We start from the raw sequence: 4,443 nt of genomic DNA, 5'->3' as shown, positions 1-4,443 counted from the left end.
CACCGAATCGCACTCCACTTTACTCTCTTCATGTTGAGTTGGGTGGAAAGATGGTTGATTTTGCGGGCTGGGAGATGCCTGTTCAGTATCCGTTGGGGATTATGGGGGAGCATAAGCAGTGTCGTGAGAAGGCGGCGGTGTTTGATGTGAGCCATATGGGTCAGGTGATCCTGCGCGGCGAGAATGTAGGCGAAAAACTCGAAGCCCTGTGCCCGCAGGCCTATGCAACGCTGAAGGAAGGCAAGGCGCGGTACGGGTTCTTTACGAATGAAGACGGCGGGATCATGGATGACCTGATCGTGTCGAACGCGGGGGATCACTACTTTGTGGTGGTGAACGCGGCGCTGCGCCATCAGGACATTCCGCATATGCGCGAGCACCTCGAAGGCGTCGAAGTGACCGAGATATTCGACCGCGCGCTGGTCGCCGTGCAAGGCCCCGCAGCGGAGAACGTTGTGGGCGCGCTCTGCCCGGCCTCCCGCGATCTGAAGTTCATGGAAACCACCGTGGCCGATATCAACGGCGTCGAATGCCGTATCTCGCGTTTGGGCTATACCGGTGAGGACGGGTACGAGATCTCGATCCCCGAGGACAAGGCGATTGAGATCACCCGCGCCTTCCTGGCGCATGAGGATTGTGAAGCGGCTGGTCTGGGCGCGCGCGACAGCCTGCGGCTGGAGGCCGGGCTGTGCCTTTATGGCAATGACATCGACCAGAGCACCTCGCCCATCGAAGCCTCGCTGAGCTGGGCGATCCAGAAGCGCCGCAAGGAAGAGGGCGGGTTCCCGGGGGCCGAGCGCATCCAGCGCGAACTGGCCGAGGGCGCATCCCGCAAGCTGGTAGGCATCAAGCCCGAGGGCCGCGCGCCTGCGCGTCAGGGCGTTGAGATCCAGTGCACGGAAGGCAACACCATTGGCCAGATCACCTCGGGCGGGTTTGGCCCGACGGTCGGTGGCCCTGTTGCGATGGGCTATGTGTCCGCAGGCCATGGTGAGCCGGGCGAGACCGTCAATCTGATCATTCGGGGCAAGCCGCAACCGGCCGAGATCGTGGCGCTGCCCTTCGTCACCCAGAATTACAAGCGTTGAAGTCAGGAGAGAGACAAGATGGCAACCTATTATTCCGAAGAGCATGAGTGGATCGACGTGAACGGTGACACAGCCACTCTGGGCATCACCAAACATGCCGCCGAGCAGCTGGGCGATGTGGTCTTCGTGGAACAGCAGGAAGTGGGTGACGAGTTCGAGAAAGACGGCGAGATCGGCGTGATCGAATCCGTCAAGGCGGCGTCCGAACTCTATGCCCCGGTTGATGGTGAGATCGTCGAGGTCAACGAGGCGCTGGCCGACAATCCTGGCGCGCTGAACGAAGACCCCGAAGGTGAGGCATGGATCTACAAGATCAAGATCACCGACGCGTCGCAGCTGGAAGATCTGATGGATGAGGCCGGCTACAAGGACTTCATCGGCTGATCCAGACCGGAGCCCTGAATGGGGCTCCGCCCGTTCGGGCCGGACCGGCTCGTGATGATGTATCGGGGGCCTGCGTGGTCTCCGCCCGACCTGACTTATTCATAGGAGCGCTGCAATGGCTTTCAAACTGACTGACTACGAAGCCTATGACTTTGCCAATCGCCGCCACATTGGTCCCAGCCCGACCGAGATGCGCGACATGCTCAAGGTGATCGGCTTCAAGACGCTGGACCAACTGATCGACGCCACCGTTCCGCCGGCGATCCGCCAGAAAGAGCCGCTGGACTGGGGCCCGGCGATGACCGAGCGCGATGCGCTGTTCTACATGAAAGAGGTGGCGAGCAAGAATAAGGTTCTGACCTCGCTGATCGGTCAGGGCTATTACGGCACCACCACGCCCGCGCCGATCCTGCGCAACATTCTGGAAAACCCGGCCTGGTACACCGCCTACACGCCTTATCAGCCCGAGATCAGCCAGGGCCGTCTTGAGGCGCTGTTGAACTTCCAGACCATGGTCAGCGATCTGACCGGGCTGGACGTGGCCAACGCCTCGCTGCTGGACGAAGCCACAGCGGCGGCCGAAGCCATGGCAATGGCCAAGCGCGGCGGGCGTTCGAAAGCCAACAACGCGGCCTTCTTTGTTGACAAGAACTGCCACCCGCAGACCATCGCAGTCATTAAAACCCGCGCTGAGCCTCTGGGCATTGACGTGCAAGTCGCCGATCCTGACAGCCTCGATGCAGGTGCCGTCTTTGGCGCGATCTTCCAATACCCCGGCACCCACGGCCATGTGCGCGACTTCACCAAGGAAATCGCAGCGCTGCACGAACACAAGGCGATCGCCATCGTTGCTGCCGACATCCTGTCGCTGGCGCTGCTGAAGTCACCGGGTGAGATGGGCGCGGATATTGCCATCGGCTCGACCCAGCGCTTTGGCGTTCCGATGGGCTATGGCGGCCCGCACGCCGCCTATATGGCGACCACTGATAAGCTGAAGCGGTCCATGCCGGGCCGGATCATCGGCGTCAGCATCGACAGCCGCGGCAACAAAGCGTATCGCCTCGCGCTGCAAACCCGCGAGCAACATATTCGCCGCGAGAAAGCGAACTCGAACGTCTGTACTGCGCAGGCGCTGCTGGCGGTGATTGCCTCGATGTATGCGGTCTATCACGGCCCCGATGGCATCAAGGCCATCGCGCAATCGGTACACCGCAAGACCTCGCGCCTGGCCGCTGGTCTGGAAGAGGCGGGCTTCTCGGTCGAACCCGAGGTGTTCTTCGACACCATCACCGTTGAGGTCGGCCACCTGCAGAAGACCGTCATGGAGGCCGCCGTCGCCCGGGGCGTCAACCTGCGCAAGGTCGGCGATACACGTGTGGGCATCAGCCTGGACGAACAGACCCGGCCCGAGACCATCGAAGCCGTCTGGGGGGCCTTTGGTATCGACAAGACAGACGACAGCTCGAACAAGCAGTACCGCCTGCCGGACTACGCGCTGCGCGAGACGCCGTATCTGACCCACGAGATCTTCCACAAGAACCGGGCCGAGGCCGAGATGACCCGCTATATGCGCCGTCTGGCCGACCGCGACCTGGCGCTGGACCGGGCGATGATCCCGCTGGGCTCGTGCACCATGAAGCTGAACGCCACGATCGAGATGATCCCGGTCACCTGGCCCGAGTTCGGCAATCTGCACCCGTTCTGCCCTGAAGATCAGGCGCAGGGCTATCACGAGATGATTGCCGATCTGAACGACAAGCTGTGCCAGATCACCGGCTATGATGCGATCTCCCAGCAGCCCAACTCGGGCGCGCAGGGCGAATATGCAGGCCTGCTGACCATCCGTAACTATCACTTCGCCCGCGGCGAAGGGCACCGCAATGTCTGCCTGATCCCAACCTCGGCGCACGGGACCAACCCGGCCTCGGCGCAGATGGTGGGCTGGCAGGTTGTGCCGGTGCAGGCGGATGAGAATGGCAACATTGATCTGAACGACTTCCGCGCCAAGGCCGAGAAGCACTCGGATCATCTGGCCGGTTGCATGATCACCTACCCCTCGACCCATGGCGTGTTCGAGACCACCGTGCAGGAGGTCTGCCAGATTACCCATGACCACGGCGGTCAGGTCTATATCGACGGCGCCAACATGAACGCCATGGTGGGTCTGTCGCGTCCCGGTGACATTGGCGGCGATGTCAGCCACCTGAACCTGCACAAGACCTTCTGCATCCCGCATGGCGGCGGCGGTCCCGGCATGGGTCCGATCGGCGTCAAGGCCCACCTGACCGAGCACCTGCCCGGCCACCCGGAATACGGCACCGCTGTGGGTCCGGTCTCGGCGGCGCCCTTCGGCTCGCCCTCGATCCTGCCGGTCAGCTGGGCCTATGTGCTGCTGATGGGTGGCGCGGGCCTGACCCAGGCGACCAAAGTGGCGATCCTGAACGCCAACTATATCGCGGCGCGTCTGCAGGATGCCTATCCGATCCTCTACACCTCCGAGACCGGTCGTGTGGCGCATGAATGCATCCTCGACACCCGTCCGCTGGACGAGGCGGCGCATGTGACCGTGGATGACGTCGCCAAACGTCTGGTCGACAGCGGCTTCCACGCCCCGACCATGTCCTGGCCGGTGGCGGGCACGCTGATGGTGGAGCCCACCGAGTCCGAACCCAAGGACGAGCTGGACCGCTTCTGCGACGCCATGCTCTCGATCCGGGCCGAGGCGCAGGACATCATCGACGGCAAGATCGACGCGGAGAACAACCCGCTGAAAAACGCCCCCCACACGGTGCGCGATCTGGTCGGAGACTGGGACCGCCCCTACACCCGCGAACAGGCCTGCTTCCCGCCGGGCTCCATGGGCGTCGACAAATACTGGTCCCCCGTCAACCGCGTCGACAACGCATACGGAGACCGAAACCTCGTCTGCACATGCCCTCCAATGGAAGCATACGAAGAAGCCGCTGAATAA

3 protein-coding genes are annotated in these 4,443 nt (G+C 62.6%); all 3 read left to right on the top strand.

All coding sequences use genetic code 11. From position 1 onward, the window contains the following. Positions 1-1,088, top strand: a 1,088-nt coding sequence (gene gcvT / locus ACR0NO_RS22100) for a glycine cleavage system aminomethyltransferase GcvT (protein ID WP_480725706.1), incomplete at its 5' end; no start/stop codon positions are given. A gap of 18 nt (positions 1,089-1,106) precedes the next feature. Then, positions 1,107-1,472 (top strand): glycine cleavage system protein GcvH, encoded by a 366-nt coding sequence (gene gcvH / locus ACR0NO_RS22095; RefSeq protein WP_170381008.1) that lies wholly within the window; start codon positions 1,107-1,109, stop codon positions 1,470-1,472. Positions 1,473-1,587: 115 nt separating this feature from the next. Continuing rightward, a complete protein-coding gene (gene gcvP / locus ACR0NO_RS22090; RefSeq protein WP_480725704.1) occupies positions 1,588-4,443 on the top strand; it encodes an aminomethyl-transferring glycine dehydrogenase in 2,856 nt (951 codons plus the stop codon).

Source organism: Ruegeria sp. CL3 (assembly GCF_056536505.1).
This window is presented reverse-complemented; position numbering and strand designations above follow the sequence as displayed.

Excerpts from the sequence above, each read along its gene's own strand:
- gcvH (WP_170381008.1), top strand. The coding sequence starts at position 1,107 with ATGGCAACCTATTATTCCGAAGAGCATGAGTGGATCGACGTGAACGGT.
- gcvP (WP_480725704.1), top strand. The coding sequence starts at position 1,588 with ATGGCTTTCAAACTGACTGACTACGAAGCCTATGACTTTGCCAATCGC.